Annotated in this window: 14 protein-coding genes; 7 read left to right on the plus strand and 7 right to left on the minus strand. The window is 43.7% G+C overall.

Annotated elements, in window-relative coordinates; translation table 11 throughout:
* The first annotated feature begins 341 nt into the window (after positions 1–341).
* A complete protein-coding gene (gene typA, locus GSF13_RS06010) occupies positions 342–2,162 on the plus strand; it encodes a translational GTPase TypA (RefSeq protein ID WP_095728606.1) in 1,821 nt (606 codons plus the stop codon).
* A 97-nt stretch (positions 2,163–2,259) separates the two neighbouring features.
* On the opposite strand, the gene GSF13_RS06015 is transcribed toward typA, so the two are convergent.
* The 5 genes from GSF13_RS06015 to GSF13_RS06035 form a co-directional block, all read right to left on the minus strand.
* Positions 2,260–3,108, minus strand: a complete 849-nt coding sequence (locus tag GSF13_RS06015) for a CZB domain-containing protein (RefSeq protein WP_010607888.1) — start codon at positions 3,106–3,108, stop codon at positions 2,260–2,262.
* A gap of 41 nt (positions 3,109–3,149) precedes the next feature.
* Positions 3,150–4,247: an ABC transporter substrate-binding protein gene (locus GSF13_RS06020; protein WP_010607889.1), complete on the minus strand. Its 1,098-nt coding sequence runs from the start codon at positions 4,245–4,247 to the stop codon at positions 3,150–3,152.
* On the minus strand, positions 4,228–6,297 hold the full coding sequence (locus GSF13_RS06025; RefSeq protein ID WP_211867510.1) for a GNAT family N-acetyltransferase: 2,070 nt from the start codon (positions 6,295–6,297) through the stop codon (positions 4,228–4,230). Before GSF13_RS06025 ends, GSF13_RS06020 begins: the two co-directional genes overlap by 20 nt.
* Complete coding sequence (gene uvrD / locus GSF13_RS06030; RefSeq protein ID WP_010607891.1) at positions 6,275–8,440, minus strand: DNA helicase II; 2,166 nt, start codon at positions 8,438–8,440, stop codon at positions 6,275–6,277. Before uvrD ends, GSF13_RS06025 begins: the two co-directional genes overlap by 23 nt.
* A gap of 145 nt (positions 8,441–8,585) precedes the next feature.
* On the minus strand, positions 8,586–9,530 hold the full coding sequence (locus GSF13_RS06035; RefSeq protein ID WP_010607892.1) for a chemotaxis protein CheV: 945 nt from the start codon (positions 9,528–9,530) through the stop codon (positions 8,586–8,588).
* A 122-nt stretch (positions 9,531–9,652) separates the two neighbouring features.
* Between GSF13_RS06035 and GSF13_RS06040 the strand changes: the two genes are divergently transcribed.
* Together GSF13_RS06040 and GSF13_RS06045 are read left to right on the plus strand one after the other, a co-directional pair.
* Positions 9,653–10,732, plus strand: a complete 1,080-nt coding sequence (locus GSF13_RS06040; protein ID WP_010607893.1) for a potassium channel family protein — start codon at positions 9,653–9,655, stop codon at positions 10,730–10,732.
* Positions 10,732–10,914: a hypothetical protein gene (locus GSF13_RS06045; RefSeq protein ID WP_010374482.1), complete on the plus strand. Its 183-nt coding sequence runs from the start codon at positions 10,732–10,734 to the stop codon at positions 10,912–10,914. Before GSF13_RS06040 ends, GSF13_RS06045 begins: the two co-directional genes overlap by 1 nt.
* Here GSF13_RS06045 and GSF13_RS06050 read toward each other — a convergent pair.
* Complete coding sequence (locus GSF13_RS06050) at positions 10,911–11,372, minus strand: EVE domain-containing protein (protein ID WP_102055875.1); 462 nt, start codon at positions 11,370–11,372, stop codon at positions 10,911–10,913. The genes GSF13_RS06045 and GSF13_RS06050 overlap by 4 nt on opposite strands.
* A gap of 153 nt (positions 11,373–11,525) precedes the next feature.
* Here GSF13_RS06050 and tesB point away from each other — a divergent pair, with 153 nt between their 5' ends.
* The 4 genes from tesB to GSF13_RS06070 all read left to right on the plus strand — a co-directional run bounded on the left by tesB (position 11,526) and on the right by GSF13_RS06070 (position 14,425).
* Entirely contained in the window at positions 11,526–12,383 is an 858-nt protein-coding gene (gene tesB, locus GSF13_RS06055; protein WP_045989393.1) for an acyl-CoA thioesterase II, read from the plus strand.
* Positions 12,384–12,717: 334 nt separating this feature from the next.
* Positions 12,718–13,386, plus strand: coding sequence for a CsgG/HfaB family protein (locus GSF13_RS06060; RefSeq protein ID WP_211867513.1), 669 nt, complete (start codon positions 12,718–12,720; stop codon positions 13,384–13,386).
* Between the two features lie 36 nt (positions 13,387–13,422).
* Entirely contained in the window at positions 13,423–13,767 is a 345-nt protein-coding gene (locus tag GSF13_RS06065; RefSeq protein WP_211867515.1) for a DUF4810 domain-containing protein, read from the plus strand.
* 1 nt (position 13,768) lies between these two features.
* Complete coding sequence (locus GSF13_RS06070) at positions 13,769–14,425, plus strand: DUF799 domain-containing protein (RefSeq protein WP_010607898.1); 657 nt, start codon at positions 13,769–13,771, stop codon at positions 14,423–14,425.
* A 4-nt stretch (positions 14,426–14,429) separates the two neighbouring features.
* Here GSF13_RS06070 and GSF13_RS06075 read toward each other — a convergent pair whose 3' ends face one another.
* The gene (locus GSF13_RS06075) at positions 14,430–16,238 is read right to left on the minus strand and encodes a DUF4105 domain-containing protein (protein ID WP_211868951.1); all 1,809 of its coding nucleotides are present in this window, start codon (positions 16,236–16,238) and stop codon (positions 14,430–14,432) included.
* Positions 16,239–16,274: the final 36 nt, after the last annotated feature.

The following is a 16,274-nucleotide window of genomic DNA, read 5'->3' on the forward strand; positions in this document are numbered from 1 at the left end:
ACATGTCACTCAAATAGAACAAGGTCAGCAACGCGTATGCCAGAATTTATCTTTTTGATAAATATAGAATTTACATTTTTATTGCAATCATTTAGTCCATTATCGGACGATAAAAGACCATAAATGGACTGTGACTGCGCTTAGACTGTGGTGATCCGATACTCTGCCATTGATTTATGAGTTTCTGATGAGGATTATTGAAAAAAATGTTGGATAAACTTTCATCTGTCACATTAATAGTAGATAATACGCGACCTTTAATTCTCAATCGGGCAATCTCAACGCGCATTTTTGCGTAGATCGACTAGGATCACTGAGGGCCAACTTCACTGAGTAATAATATGAGCATCGAAAAGTTAAGAAATATCGCGATTATCGCGCACGTAGACCACGGTAAAACAACGCTTGTAGACAAGCTACTTGAGCAATCAGGTACACTACAGCAGCGCGGTGGTAATGAAGAGCGAGTGATGGACTCAAACGATCTTGAAAGAGAGCGTGGTATCACCATCCTTGCAAAAAATACCGCAATCAAGTGGAACGACTACCGTATCAATATCGTAGATACTCCAGGACACGCCGACTTCGGTGGTGAAGTAGAACGTGTTCTTTCGATGGCTGACTCAGTATTACTACTAGTTGACGCGCAAGAAGGTCCGATGCCACAAACGCGTTTCGTAACGCAAAAGGCGTTTGCTCAGGGTCTTAAGCCAATTGTTGTAATCAACAAAATTGACAAGCCGGGCGCTCGTCCTGATTGGGTAATGGACCAAGTTTTCGACCTATTTGATAATTTAGGTGCAACTGACGAACAGCTAGACTTTAAAGTGATCTACGCATCAGCAATCAACGGTTGGGCAACACTTGATCTTGATGAACCGTCTGACAACATGGAACCAATGTTCCAAGCTATCGTAGACGAAGTTGAAGCGCCTAACGCGGATCCTGAAGGTCCGTTCCAGATGCAAATTTCTCAGCTTGATTACAACTCATATGTTGGTGTTATCGGTGTTGGTCGTATCAAACGTGGTTCAGTTAAACCTAACCAACAAGTGACTATTGTCGGTGCTGATGGTAAGACACGTAATGGTAAAGTTGGCCAGGTACTTGGTTATTTAGGTCTTGACCGTCACGAAGTTGAGCAAGCAACGGCTGGTGATATTATCGCAATTACAGGTCTTGGTGAGCTGAAAATCTCTGACACTATCTGTTGTCAGAATAATGTCGAAGCACTACCACCATTGTCTGTTGATGAACCGACAGTAACAATGACTTTCTCTGTGAACACGTCTCCATTCTCAGGCCAAGAAGGTAAATACGTAACCTCACGTAACATTCTTGAGCGTCTAGAAGCTGAGCTTGTGCACAACGTTGCACTACGTGTTGAAGAAACAGATAACCCAGATAGCTTCCGTGTATCTGGTCGTGGTGAACTTCACTTAGGTATTCTTATCGAGAACATGCGTCGTGAAGGCTACGAGATTGCAGTATCTCGTCCAGAAGTAATCTTGCGCCATGTTGATGGTCAGCTGGAAGAACCGTACGAAACAGTGACTATTGACTGTCAAGAAGAACACCAAGGCTCTATCATGGAACAGCTTGGTCTGCGTAAAGCGGAAATGACTGACATGTCTCCTGACGGCAAAGGTCGTGTACGCATGGACTTCATGATGCCTGCGCGTGGTCTAATCGGATTCCAAACTGAATTTATGACGTTAACATCTGGCTCTGGTTTGATGTACCACACGTTCTCACATTACGGCCCACACAAAGGCGGTAACATCGGTCAGCGTAAAAATGGTGTACTAATCGCTAACGCAGCAGGTAAAGCGCTAACAAACGCACTATTCAACCTACAAGAGCGTGGTCGCCTATTTATTGGTCACGGTGTTGAAGTGTACGAAGGTATGGTTATTGGTATTCACAGCCGTGATAACGACCTAACGGTAAACGCGCTTAAAGGTAAGCAGTTAACAAACGTACGTGCATCTGGTACTGATGAAGCACAAAACCTTGTGCCACCTGTTGTTATGTCTTTAGAGCAAGCGCTTGAGTTCATCGATGACGACGAGCTAGTAGAAGTAACGCCTGAAAGCATCCGTATTCGTAAGAAATTATTGACTGAAAGCGAGCGTAAACGCGCTAGCCGCCAAGCTAAGTAACCTGAGCTTGGGATAACAAGTTATCTCGAAGCAGGCTACTTAGAATACAAAAAACGCCGCAATTTTGCGGCGTTTTTTTGTGCTCCATTTGCTGAATCTAAAACAAGCCGTACTCTTCTGTTTCTTCTGGCTCATAATTTTGTAAATGTTCTGGGCGGAAAATGGCGCTAGGGTCAATCAATACGCTGTGACGTTTTCCCATCTTGACCAAACCCTTCATCAACTTTTTGGTTTGCGCATCGATTTCAAAACCAATACTGGTCATTTCCTGTAGTGATTTAATATCGCTTTCGTCACAGTGAACGTTATCTTCTACCTTATCGACAAGCAAACCGATATGCGGACTTTGGCCATCTTGAGTGGTAAAGACGATGATAGGTTTATGGTCAAGCATGATCTGATCACGGGCTGATTCAAACAATCTTATGAGTTTATTAAAAGTGGTGCTCTTTTCACGAGCGAGAGTATCTATGGCTTCTTGTTTATGTCCCTGTGCGCACATCACTAATAGTTTATCCGCTAATGAATGTAGTTTTGCATGTGGTTCTTCGAAGCGACTCAGTAGTGCTTTAAGATCGTCATTTTCAGTTTTGAAGCCGTAATACCACTGTCCAAAAGCACATTGCTTTGGATCTTTGGCTTTAGTGAAGGGGACATCGTTAAAAATGCTTGCTTCGAGTGCGACAAGCCATTCTTTATGATCTTGCTCTCGCTGCTGTAGCATGCTGACCAATTCTTGATTGGTCTCATAGGAAGAGCGTTTGTTCAATATGATCCCTAAATCAAAAATAGGGGTCGGTACGCCCATGTAATCTTTGACGCCCAAGAAGCTGGGGTTGTCATTGGGTAAATCCGTTAAATTTTCTTCGTAGCGTTCAGTTAATAGAATATCGAGGATTTGCAGTGATATTGTTTTTTTCCCGACGCGAAAGTTAATTAAATCCATGTCAGCCTCGCATATGGTCAGTATCAACTAAGCATAGAACATTATTGGAAAAAGGAACGGTAAACTGGCAATTTCTTTTGCGCTGGCTGGAGCATAAATACCTCTTTAATAACGGTGTTATGCTCCAACTCGTGTTGTAATGCGTTTAGTAGGCAATTGCTGTCAATAGGCAGATCACATTGCTGGATAGCAGTCGTCAACAAGTAGGCATTGAGATAGCCTTCGAATACCTGTTCGTTTTGGGAAAGCGTGCTATTGCGGACTGCTTCGCGAAAAGTGTCACAAAGCTTACCCTTACAAATCGCTGGGTCAGGCACAACTTCGGTGACTAATACTTTGGGCTTGCCTCTGAGTCTAGCGAATAGCTCATTGGAGGAGGCAAATGAAACCGTGGCGTATTGTGTTTCTAGGCCAACTTCCATGGCACGATTGATAAACTTAGACAGTGGCGTGTAGGTGCCGACCATAGCCAAGCCTTCAATTTTATGGCGCTGTGCTTGCTCAAGTGCTCGCTCAATATCATCAGTATTTCGTCTAAAACGGGTTATCACAACAGGTTTGAATCCACGTTCAGCTAACGCTTTGGTAAGGCTTTTTTCTACGGTGAGACCAAATTCATCGGCTTGTATGAGTAGAGCGACTCGCTTGAGTTTTTGTTCATCGACGAAGTAGCGGATGATATCTTGAGCCTCTTTATTATAGCTAGTGCGGAGGTTAAACACATTAAAAGTAATAGGATCTTGGAGAAACTCAGCGCCAGTATATGGCATAAGAAAGGGAACTTTAGAGTGTTCTAAAATTGGTTTTATAGCGTAAGAGGTTGGGGTGCCCATAACGCCAAATAATGCATCGACCTTATTTTCATAAACGAGCTTACGAGCATTGGTTACAGTTTTGTGTGGCTCATAGCCATCATCTAGCACCTGCAACTCAATCTTAGCTGCGCCATCCGTTTTATGCTGGTTATAAAAGTTAAAATGTAGCTCAGCACCAGCCCTTAGTTGTTGACCAATCTCTTTTGCAGGACCTGAGAGTGCGGTGGACATACCAATTTTCACCACAGGTTGAGCGGAAGCTGCAAAGCTCAGTACAGCAGAAGCAAAAGTGAATAGTAAAAATTTAACACCGAAAATACTCATATACTTGCCGTACTGTCTCTCTTAGCGTTGTGGTGAGGGCTTTTTTACCAGATAACCCAAGCAAATTAATTACGACGTGGGTCGAATGTTGCTGTAATATTAGACGAATCACTAATGCTTTGGAAACTTTAGTTAAGTTTTTAAGCAATCGAGGATCGGTTGTGATCAACTGCCATAAAAAAGGACATACTTGTTGCTCAACCGGGTTGCTTTTACGTAAATAGCGCAAATAATCTAGCTGCTCATTAGTTATATGTTCAAAGGGTAAGGTCGCCAATAGCGCGCTCACCACCTCAGTATCGAGTTGTTGATAGTGCGAGCGCAACTGATAGAAAAAAGCTTGTTTGAATACTCGAGTATAGGCGTTGTCTAAGTCGCCTCGGATTTTTTTGAACATCAAAACTGCATACTCGCCACTGGCCTTATCTTGCTTAAATCCCAGTTTCATCGGCTGATAGTGACGTTGTGACCAAAATGAAAGCAATGGCGCTGTAAGGCCAAAACTGGTTCCTATGTAACTGATATCTTCTGGTAATGTGGTTTCAAAACATTCAAGTAATTGACTGCCAATTCCTTGCTGTTGTACATCCGGGTGCACGGCTATTCTAACAACTCTTGCGCTTTTTTCGGTGACAAAACGGCTATCACCCAAGCTTGTCGTTAGCTGCTGCGCCAAGAGATGGCCTGTGGGTCTTCGTTTTCCTACTAGAATATCTTCTGCGAGATCTGAAGCGAGTTCGCCTTCGATGACAGCAAGGCAAATACCTACTAGTTCGTTATTGCAAAACGCACCTTGTAAGCGCAGATCGGGTGCATCTAATAATTGCCGTAAATCATCGACGCTGGTTTGATAATGCGCTAAAACGAGCAGTGAAAATACTTGCTCAAGTAACTGGCTATTTTCTACCAATTCACTCTGGGAAATAGCACGCATTGTGGTTGATGAAGTGAATATGGGTGATGTCGCTTTACACTCGAGTACAAATAAATCCCTGATCTGCTGCTCCAGTGGATCATCTGACGCATAACGAATAGGAGTCGACAAGGTGAAATCAAGATAACTTGGGTAATGTGATTCTAAGTAGCGTTTAAACCGTAACGTGTAGCCTCTACCATTACCCTCATAACCAACTAAGGTGCTGGAAAAAATGCAGCGAAAACCAAGTTGAGTGATTTGTATTAAAAATGGAACTGGCAGGGCAGCTGCCTCATCTACCAAAATAATCGTATTGCTATCAAGCGTAGAGGCTTGTTGTAGTAACGCATCTGGTGCCATATAGCTGAGATTAGCCAGCTTCTTCGTTTTTACATCAACCTCGGTATTGAGTGTTTGAGCAAACATGCTAAAGCAACTATGCAGCGCATGAAAATGGCGGCTACAAATAACAAATTGTTGTGTAGGATGCTTTGATGCCAAGAGACCTAATAACGCGCTCTTCCCTCGACCTCTATCTGCACTCAGTAATACAGGTGTTTGCTGGTTTTCCAATATTGCGGAGAGTTGCGCAAGTACAATTTGTTGCTCTTCAATACCACTAACCACTGAACTTGTAGCAAGATACGCTGAGGGTAATTGAGCTCCAAAGTGTTCACTGATATGCCAAACTGTTCGTTGCTGCCAGAGCTGCTGCCACCTTTTTAAAAAGTGGCTGTGTTTGGGCGTTTGCCCCTCTGAACACCAGCGGGTAATTGCAGGGTCTAGCCAGTGGTCAAGTTCATCTAACTCGGGAAGTAACAACAGCAGTAAGCCGCCTGCTTTTACCGTGCCCGCTGCCGCTGCGATTTTGTTAGGCACAATACCGCTAAAGCCATCGTAGACTAGGTTGCTAAATTCTTGTCCGAGTATTTGGTGTAAATGCTCAGGCCAAACGGCATTTTCTAATGTCTTATTGCTACTTAGGATAAGATGATCGTTTGAGTTTGCTAGTAGCTGCTGACACTGCCCGTAACACCAAGCTTGGCTGCCGGTGATAAGCAAGAGTTGCCGATGGCGGGCATCGGCAAGCTGAGAACGTAATTGTGAAAGACTAGAGTGCTTGAAGTCTTGCATAGGCGGTTACTAACCACTTACTACCAACATCATCAAAGCTAACCTGGATGCGTGATTGAGCACCTGCACCTTCATAGTTAAGCACTGTACCTGCACCAAATTTGGCATGGAGGACGCGCTGGCCTAAATTAAAGCCGCTATCTTCAAAGGTCGCGTGACTGATTGATGGGCTGAATCGACCCGAGTTAGCCGGACGAGAAATTTGCGTTTTGATCCGGATTTCTTCCATGCAGTCTTCAGGAATTTCACGTAAGAACCTTGAAGGGCTGTGATGTTTTTCTTGACCATACAAGCGGCGACTTTCTGCGTGGCTAATGTAAAGCTTATCCATGGCACGTGTCATACCGACGTAGCACAAGCGGCGCTCTTCTTCCAAGCGGCCTGACTCTTCATTACTTTGTTGCGATGGGAACATGCCTTCTTCCACCCCAACCATAAAGACCAATGGGAACTCGAGCCCTTTGGCCGAGTGCAGCGTCATCATTTGTACCGCATCTTCGTGCTCGTCTGCCTGGCCTTCGCCTGCCTCCAAAGAGGTATAGGCTAAAAAGCCTTGTAATGGTGAAGTAAAATCTTCATCGATAGGCAGCTCATACTGACCACAAGCACTGATCAATTCTTCCAAGTTTTCCACTCGAGCGCGGCCTTTTTCGCCTTTTTCGGCTTGATACATTGCCATGAGACCTGACTGCTCAATGGCTGTCTGTGCTTGTTGTGCCAGTTCAAGCTCGGCAATTTTATCGTCTAGCTGCTCGACTAATTCAATAAATTTTGTCACCGCCGTAGCTGCTCTTCCCGCTAAATGCTTTTGCGCAAGTACGGCTTTGGCTGCATCCCAAAGTGAGAGTGATTCGTGACGTGCACAATCGCGAATATGACTTAACGTTTTATCACCAATACCACGGGTTGGGGTGTTTATCACACGCTCAAATGCCGCGTCGTCATTACGATTACTGATTATACGAAGGTAAGACAAGGCATCTTTAATCTCTTGTCGTTCGAAGAAACGCATACCGCCATAAATACGGTATTTTAGCCCTTCTTGAAGTAAGGCTTCTTCTAACACTCGGGACTGTGCGTTGTTTCTGTAGAGTACCGCGCTGTCGCTGAGCGCATTGCCAGCCTGTAACCAAGATTTAATTTTGCCAACCACAAAGCGTGCTTCATCAAGTTCATTAAAAGCGGCGTAAATTGAAATTGGCTCGCCTTGGTTACCGTCAGTCCAGAGACTTTTACCCATTCGCTCCGCGTTGTTTTCAATGAGCGCATTGGATGCTTTTAGAATGGTTGCAGTAGAACGATAATTTTGTTCAAGTCGGATCGTTTCGGCGTTAAAGTCGTCCAGAAAACGTTTGATGTTTTCAATTTTTGCACCACGCCAGCCGTAAATACTCTGGTCGTCATCCCCTACGATCATGATATTGTTGTCACTACCTGCAAGCAGGCGTAGCCACAAATATTGAATGCTGTTGGTATCTTGGAACTCGTCCACTAGCATATGGCGGAAGCGTTGTTGATAGTGACGTAGCAAGGTAGGTTGTTGCTGTAATAGCTCGTAGCAGCGCAATAGGATCTCGGCAAAATCAACAAGGCCGGCTCTATCACAGGCATCTTGGTAAGCACTATATACATTTAACATCAGCTGTTCATTGACATCGTATGCTTGAATATCTTTGGGTCTTAATCCTTCGTCTTTACGCGCGCTGATGTACCAGCTTAACTGCTTAGGTGGCCACTTTTTCTCATCAATATTCATGGCTTTGAGCAAACGGCGGATCATTCGTTGCTGATCATCGCTATCTAGAATTTGAAATGACTCTGGTAATTTAGCTTCACGGTGATGGGCGCGTAACATGCGGTGGGCAAGGCCGTGGAAAGTGCCTATCCACATGCCACCAACAGGGCCATTGAGCGTCGCTTCAACACGAGCACGCATTTCTTTGGCTGCCTTATTGGTAAAGGTTACCGCGAAAATACTAAATGCAGAGGCGTGCTCAACTTGCATAAGCCAAGCTATACGATGAACGAGTACTCGTGTTTTACCTGACCCCGCACCTGCGAGCACTAACATGTTTTGCAGAGGTGCGGCGACTGCATCGCGCTGTTTGTCGTTGAGGCCGTCGAGTAATTCTGATACGTCCATTGCTTTGCCTATTTGCTCAAATGATGGCAAGTATACCGAGTCGCTGCCGTAAATCCCAGCATATCGCAAAGCAAACCTAACCGAGTAAAGGTAACGTTATGATTTATAAAGAAACATAAACTGGTTTTTTATACAGTGTTTATATTTATTTTTGCAAAACGTCCTTCAACCGATTTTGTACCTCTGTAACCAATAAATCGGGCTGGAATTTTGATAGAAACGCATTACAACCCACTTTTTCGACCATGGCATGATTAAAGCTGCCACTGAGTGAGGTATTGAGAATGACATAAAGGTCTTTCAGGCGACTGTCATTGCGAATTTCATAGGTGAGTCGATAACCATCCATAACCGGCATTTCTGCATCGGTGATCACCGCAAGTAACTCTTTTTGTACGTCGATACCTTCGTCGGCCCAGTGTTTTAACACATTGAGCGCCTCTTGGCCGTCAGTCGCTGGGATGATTTCTATGCCCAATTGTGCCAAGGTATCGGCAACTTGACGACGAGCAGTCGGCGAGTCATCGGCATGTAGAATTTTACGGCCATGAAACTCGTTGATGATATCTTTATCTAGAATGTCTTGCGGGATCTCAACTTTGTATTCAACGATTTCGGCAAGTACCTTTTCTACATCGATAATTTCAACGATGTGTTCAACGCCGTCACGTTTGATTTTGGTCAGTGCGGTGAGGTAGTGATTGCGGCCAACAGACTTAGGGGTTGGCATAATATCGGACCACGTAGTATTGACGATTTGGTCAACTTTACCAACTAAGAAAGCCTGCACTGAGCGGTTGTACTCTGTGATCACTAAGTTGCAGTCTTTGTCTCGGTCGCATGGCGGCATGCATATCGCTTGTCGTAAATCGATAACCGGAATAGACTCGCCACGGATGTTGGTTACGCCACACACTTTAGGGTGTGCATTGGGCATTTTGTTAAGATGAGGGAGCTTAACAACTTCTTTTACCTTGAAGACGTTGAGCGCAAAAAAGTGGCGGCTATGAAGATGAAACAATAGCAACTCTAGGCGGTTTTCACCCACCAGTTGTGTGCGTTGATTTACTGAGGCCAATACGCCAGCCATGTTAACCCCTCATTACTTCTTGTAACCTTTTCTAAGACTATATCAAAGAAGTCGATATGTCGTGTTGTTTTTTGGCTAAAATCTGCAGTAAGGTAGCAGTATGTATTTGATAGGGAAGCAATATGCCTATAATTTTTAAGCGCTTAGTTGTTTTGATGCGGGCTCATGTGGATAAGGCCAGCTGGCAACTGTTATTTATGGCAACGCTCATTCATATGTCGGTGACGTGGGGGTTATTATGGCTCAGCAATGAATCGGCGTTATTACCACTGAGCACGTTCTTTTATTACTACGTGGTGACGACTTCAACAGTTGGCTACGGAGACTTTAGTGCAACAACGGATTTTGGCCGTTTAGTCGTTGCCATAATACAGATCCCATTTGGCCTTGCGCTATTTGGTGTGTTATTGGGAAAAGCTGGACAATTTGTGACGTATTGGGTGAGAAGAGGCATGACAGGGGAAAAAGACTTTGCACATTTGCAAAACCACATTGTAATTTTTGGTTGGCATGATGTTAGAACAAAAAAAATGGTGGATTACATTTTAGGTGACAATAAACGCGAAGATAGAAAAATCGTATTAGCCGTCACCGAGGCCATGGAGCATCCGCTGTTGAGTTATCCGGAAGTCGCATTTGCGCGTTTAACCAGCTTTACTGATGACGAACAGCTAAGTCGGATTAACATTGAGCGGGCTGACAAAATCATCATTGATGGCGATGATGATAACCAGACATTTACCACCGCGCTAAAGCTTAGTCGGGTAGTAAAACCCGAAGCACATATTAGCGCGCACTTCTTGGACGATAGCAAAGCACTACTTTTAAGAGAGCATTGTAAAAATGTTGAATGCTCAGCATCTATGTCTGCGGAAATCTTAGTGCGAGCCATGCAAGACCCAGGCTCAAGCCGAGTACAAGAGGAATTGCTGTCGACGCTACACGGCGATACGCAATTTAGCTTAGCCTTACCTGCAGAGGTAAGCTGTTTAACCTTTGGTGATATTTTTGGTTATTTTAAACAGCATCATGATGCGACGCTGCTCGGTGTTGCGCACGATATAAATGCGCTAAATATGGATCTAAACCCACCTCTGGATTACAACATCACAGGGGGAGATATTTTGCACTATATTGCACCACAGCGAGTGCTTGCATCAGAGGTTGACTGGTCATCACTATGTTCGAAGAACTCTTTTTGATGATTGCTGTTGTGTGCGCTTACTTACTTCCTGTCGCTTTGGTTGCAGGAAGCAAGCGCAGCAAAGGGCATGAAAAAAACGGCTGGCTGATAGGAACGCTACTGTTTTCTTGGGTCGCTTTGCTGCTATATATCAGCATAGTGCCTAAGCACGGGCGACAAAAAGGCAAAGCAAAACGTTAGCTTTGCCCCGACATCTCTAAAATAACCTGCCACTCAGGTTCGATGATGGGCATGATGGATAACCTCCCCCCTTTTTTTAGAGCCAGCTCGGTGAGCGCAGTGTTGGCTTTTATCGCTTGCAGGGTCACCGGGCGTAGGTGCCGCTCATATGCTAGAGTGACACCTACCCAGCGAGGGTTATCAGTGCTTGATTTAGCATCATAATAATCACTGCTTAAGTCAAATTGATGTGGATCTGGCTCTGCTGCTTTCACCACTTTGGCAATACCGACAACCGCAGGGACTTTACAGCTTGAGTGGTAAATAAACACTGAGTCACCCACCTTAACCTCGTCACGCAGGAAGTTTCTTGCCTGATAATTACGAATTCCCTCCCAAAAAGTTTGCTGCTCAGGCGCGTTTTTTAAGTCATCAATGGAAAATGCATCGGGTTCTGTTTTAAACAGCCAATAAGCCATATGGGTTAGTCCAATAGTTTGAGTTATGATGTATTATACTCATTTGAGCAATGTACTTGGTTTGCTACCAGTCCGAGTCTTACTTGGATTTGGTAAAAGTATTATCTCATTATAACGACTATCGCCAGTTCTACTAGACGTTCGGAGTGCAACATGAGTCAAGTGTTACAAAATCTGTTGGATTTGCTCAGCCTTGAAGAAATTGAGCAAGGAATATATCGAGGTCAAAGCCAAGACCTTGGTTTTCCTCAAGTGTTTGGAGGTCAGGTGATGGGGCAGGCGTTGTCCGCAGCAAAATACACCTTACCAGAAGGGCGCTTTGTTAACTCGCTGCACTCTTACTTTTTGCGTCCTGGTGATGCAAGCAAGCCCATCGTCTACGATGTCGAAAACATTCGTGATGGTCGCAGTTTTAGCACTCGTAGGATCAGTGCCATTCAATATGGTAAGCCGATATTTTACATGACTGCCTCTTTCCAAGGGGATGAACCCGGCGTTTCTCATCAATCTTTGATGCCGGATGTGCCAGAGCCTGAAACATTGAAGTCATCACTTCACTTTTATCAAGAACATGCGGACCTCATTCCAGAATCACTTCGAGCGAAATTTACGCAAGAAATGCCGCTGGATATGCGCCCTGTAAACTTTCAAAATCCATTCAAACCTAAAAAACAGGACCCGGTGAGAAATGTTTGGTTTAAAGCCAATGGTGAGATGCCGGACGACAGAAGGATCCACAACTATTTGCTGGCTTATGCCTCTGATTTTGAATTTCTACCAACTGCACTACAACCACATGGTTTGTCGTTTATGCAGCCAAATATGCAAGTCGCGACAATAGACCATGCGATGTGGTTCCATCGTCCGTTTAGAATGGATGAATGGATTTTATATAGCGTTGATAGTCCGAGCGCGTCTAATGGCCGAGGCCTAGTACGTGGTCAATTTTTCAACCGCCAAGGTGAGTTAGTTGCGTCGACTATTCAAGAAGGCGTGATGCGCCAACGCTAATTTGTTGGAAAGTGTATGGCGCTTTTTAACAGTAATCTTGCTTGGTGCTTTGTGCAGTACTAAGCAAATCACAAACTTACAAATCCATAACTATTTGTTATAAAAATGAATTTAGGTTTGTTGATGGTCGCTTCTTAAGTCGTCTGCACTACTTTTTCCGGTGCTGTACTCGGTTTTATTTTGCACTATCTTTAAAATCCCATCTAGATGTAGCGTTATTGCATTTTTCCCAAACAAAAATTAACACTAAAGTCAGCTAAATTTATCTACATTGTTATTAACAAAACGAATCGCTGCGTCACAGACTGGCGCATATGACTTTAGGAGAATGATAATGAATAAACCGCTTGCCACAGTAATTGCATTGACGTTTGTCGGATTAACCGCGGGCTGCGCAACGGAAGCATCAAGAACGGTAGAAGCACCTAAAGTGGCCTCATATAATCAGACATACAATGGACCAAAAAGTCAGTTAGCGGTTGGTAAATTGCAAAACCGTTCAGCTTTTCACAATGGTGTGTTTAGTTCAGGACCGGATCGCTTGGGTTCTCAGGCTAAAACTATTCTGACCACCCATTTACAGCAGAGTAATCGCTTTATTGTTTTAGATAGAGAAAACATGACAGAGATTGCCCAAGAAGCTGGATTTGCGGGCGCAAAACAAAGTATTAAAGGCGCTAACTTTGTGATCACGGGAGACGTTTCCGAGTTTGGTCGAAAAGAAGTAGGTGATAAACAATTGTTCGGCATCCTAGGTAAAAGAAAATCGCAAATTGCTTACGCTAAGGTAAATCTGAATATCGTTGATGTGACTAGTTCAGAAGTCGTCTACTCAGTGCAAGGTGCTGGAGAATACAGCTTATCTAATCGCGAAGTGGTTGGTTTTGGTGGCACTGCAGGGTATGACTCAACGCTAAACGGCAAGGTACTTGATTTAGCCATTCGTGAGGCCGTTAATAACTTGGTGAGTGGCATCGAGAAAGGCGATTGGAAGCCTTTATAGACAATCCCCACAGCTAATCTAAACCTCAGGTAAATTATGAAGCAAATGATATTTGTGGCGACTTTACTATTGATATTGTCTGGTTGTCAGAGTACGACACCACAATATTATTACGGTTCTTACGAACGTAATCTCTATGAGTTCTTTCGAGGTGATGGGCAGTCGCTTGAGCAGCAGATCAGTCAGTTAGAGTCAAGCATAGCGCGCGCCGAAGTAAAGCAGATCAGTCCAGCACCAGGCATGTATGCGCATCTCGGTTACTTACATTTGATGCAAGGGGATAACGGCAAAGGGTTTGCGTATTTTAAACAGGAAAAACAACTGTATCCTGAGTCCAGGCAATATATCGACTTTTTACTAAAAAATGCGCAGGGAGAATAAGATGAAATGGATTAAAGCGAGCTTGGTGCTTTTGACTTTTGCCTTATTGAATGGCTGTGCGACGGCACCTAAACAGGATTATAGTGCCTTTATCCAAAGCGATCCTAAGTCGATACTGGTGTTACCGCCTATCAATAATTCCAATGAAGTTGTTGCGCCTTACGGGGTCATGGCGACAGTAGTGAAGCCACTTGCCGACTCTGGCTATTATGTTTTTCCAGTATCTTTGGTTAATGAGACTTTTAAAAATAACGGCTTAACTGTGGCTCATGATGTTCACAATGTTGCGATAGACAAGCTCTATGAAATCTTTGCTGCGGACGCCGCCTTATACATAGAGATTCAAGATTATGGTACGTCATACGTTGTATTAGATAGTGACACTACCGTAGCGCTATCGGCAAGGTTGGTTGATTTAAAAACTGGCCAAGTAATTTGGCGTGGTAAATCAAAAGCGTCAAGTAGTGAAGACAGAGATGACCGTGATAGCAGTTTGGCTGGCGCATTGATTGGCGCGGTACTAAATCAGGTGATTGAAAGCACTTCAGATAAAGGATTTGAAGTTTCACAGAAAGCATCACAGAGATTATTATCAGCGGACTCAAGCAATGGTTTGCTTTATGGCGTGCGCTCACCTAAGTATGGGCAGCCGAAGTGAGCCACTAATCCCAATAATAATTGAACTGTAATGAAAGTCGGGATGTTTCTGCATAGTCCCAACCAATTCTTACATCGGATTGAGGCGAAAGCCGGTTTGCGAGCTCAAGTTTGACATGTGCTGCGTGATGAGTGTTTTTCGAGATAGAGGTTCTGAATGCAAAAGAATTATTTAGCCTTGAAAGTAAGCCAACTTCAATACCAGGGCTGAGATAGTAATTGTTATTTATAGAAAAAGTTTCTATTGTTGCGAGAGCAAATGTGATGCTGCTAGCATTTAGCAGATGGGCGTAGCCTGCAGCAGTATTTAATCCAACAAAAGCGCAATCATTACAATAAGCCTGCTGCTTTTCATAGCCTAAGCGTAGGCGCCAAGCCCAGTTTTGGTTATCAAACCCTTTTGCATAGCTTGGATTAAAGGACTCTAAATCCAGCACGTCAAACTTGTAAATATCTATGTCGTTATCAGCTAGCGCAAGTTCTACATCCAGCATTTCTAAGTTTGAAAATTTAACTCTAGCAGTGTCTGGAGAAAGCGAATCAAAATATGTCAATCTAAAGCCAAACCTCGCAGTATACTCTGAATCGGGCTGTGACTGAATGGCTAGGCTTACTTTCGACGGTTTTGTTGCCAAGTGTGGTGCTTTGTCACTTGGTGTTATAGCCGAGAGGGATTTCGCCTTACTGATGCCTGCTGGAAGCTTTATTCGTTCTTTTAGCAATACACGTTTAAACTCGCTGTTGCGTTTCTCGTCTCTTTCTAAGGTAAGTTGCAGCTGTACAAAGCTCATCAATACTTCAAGTAATATTACTTTTTGCTCAGTTGGAAGCTGTTGATACTTTTCATTATTGAAGTCTTTTTGATGGTGATAAAGATGGATTGCCAACGATCTGAGCTCAGGACTTAATTTCTCATATAAGTTGTAGAACTCACTGCTTGTTGAAGGAATATAATGAATCGCTGACACTAAAGAATTATCTTGGTGCTTAGCTTGATTCAATCTATCAAAAATAGTGACAGGGATCACCCAAGGCGGTAGGTCAGTCGTTAATGGCTTATCAAGCACAAGTTCAATAAGTTGTGCGATATGAAATGCGCAATTTTCGTCAGCAAAGTAATAATCAAATTGAGCGTTTAGTAATTCCCAAAGGTGTTTTGTAATAAATTCGACTTCATCTGGTGTTAAATTTAATTTGTACTCCCAAAGGTCACGCAGCTCGTCCGCACTGTAGTTATGGTGATGATGAAAAAATCGCTGATCTGAAAAGCCAGCCTGATAGCCGCCAAATAACCCTCTAGCTATATAAACTAACCCATTTTCGTCCTCTGGAACGATTGCGCCATAATTGACACTCCGGTCTAACAGGATATTGTGAGCTGATTGAGAGCCGATTTTAAGTAACATATGCCCATACAGCGAGGCCGGGTTGCTCATGTATCCGGAGGCAAACACTAAGCTGATAGAATTCCAGTCACCTTCATTTTTCCATTCATCAAAAGCCACGCAAGCTGGCGCTTTTGGCAACGGAACGCCTTGGGATCTTAGCCACTTGGCTCGAGCCGGAAATTGGCACTGTGAACTAGGCTCACGTTGAAAAGCTGCAATAGTTGCATTAAGTTCGTTCGCTGGTGAAAATTGGGTGTGATCAGATAGAAAAAAAGAAGCTGATTTTATTAAACTGTGGCCATCTTTCTTTAGATGGAGAAGTTTTTGCCACGTTGTGTTTTGGGCCAGCTCGTTGGTATCAAAGCTTAATGTGGCTGTACTATAAAACAGTAAGCTGTAAGCTGAATATTTGAGAACGATCTTCATCAAAAAAGTGAGCACAGCGCTATTAGGTGTGCTCAC

The organism is Pseudoalteromonas sp. M8, from assembly GCF_018141365.1.
Lineage (GTDB): Bacteria > Pseudomonadota > Gammaproteobacteria > Enterobacterales > Alteromonadaceae > Pseudoalteromonas.